This window comes from Mycobacterium sp. E3247 (genome assembly GCF_001667785.1).
Taxonomy (GTDB): domain Bacteria; phylum Actinomycetota; class Actinomycetes; order Mycobacteriales; family Mycobacteriaceae; genus Mycobacterium.
In genome coordinates this window covers 1-610 of sequence record NZ_LZJG01000414.1, presented here as the reverse complement: position 1 = coordinate 610, position 610 = coordinate 1, and the positions used below count along the sequence as shown (strand labels likewise).

Below are 610 nucleotides of genomic sequence, written 5' to 3'. Positions count from 1 at the left end.
GTCAGCGCGATCTCCATCCGCTTGTCGCGCGGCAGATCGACGCCTACTAGTCGAGCCATAGGTGGCGTTTCCTCTTTTTCTAGGCGGAGGTCTGTTCCCAGCCCGTTCCCGCTCCAAATCTGGGGCGGGGCCCGGCCTCCGTCCGGACGTGGATGAACTGGCCCATCTCTAAAGATGCGAGCAGTTCAGTGGTGCTGGGAGGTCTGCATTCAGTTGTGTGCGATCGCCGCTAGCCCTGGCGCTGCTTGTGGCGCGGATCGGAGCAGATCACCATGACCCGCCCATGCCGACGGATCACCCTGCATTTGTCACAGATTGGCTTGACGCTCGGGTTCACCTTCACGGCTGTTCGATCCTGTTCTTTCTCGTTGTCTTGGGTTCGGGCTGTTACTTGTACCGGTACACAATGCGGCCCCGGGACAGGTCGTAGGGAGAAAGCTCCACCACCACCCGGTCCTCGGGCAGGATGCGGATGTAGTGCTGCCGCATCTTGCCGCTGATGTGGGCGAGCACCTTGTGACCGTTCTCCAGCTCAATGCGGAACATCGCATTGGGCAGGGGCTCGACCACGCGGCCCTCGACCTCTATGGCACCGTCCTTCTTGGCCATA

At 61.1% G+C, this 610-nt stretch carries 2 protein-coding genes; both read right to left on the bottom strand.

Annotation, left to right across the window (positions count from 1 at the left end; translation table 11 throughout):
- Nucleotides 1–229 precede the first annotated feature (229 nt).
- A complete protein-coding gene (rpmJ, locus tag A9X04_RS29940; protein ID WP_003879483.1) occupies nt 230–343 on the bottom strand; it encodes a 50S ribosomal protein L36 in 114 nt (37 codons plus the stop codon).
- A gap of 44 nt (nt 344–387) precedes the next feature.
- Nucleotides 388–609, bottom strand: a complete 222-nt coding sequence (infA, locus tag A9X04_RS21565) for a translation initiation factor IF-1 (RefSeq protein ID WP_003418601.1) — start codon at nt 607–609, stop codon at nt 388–390.
- Nucleotide 610: the final 1 nt, after the last annotated feature.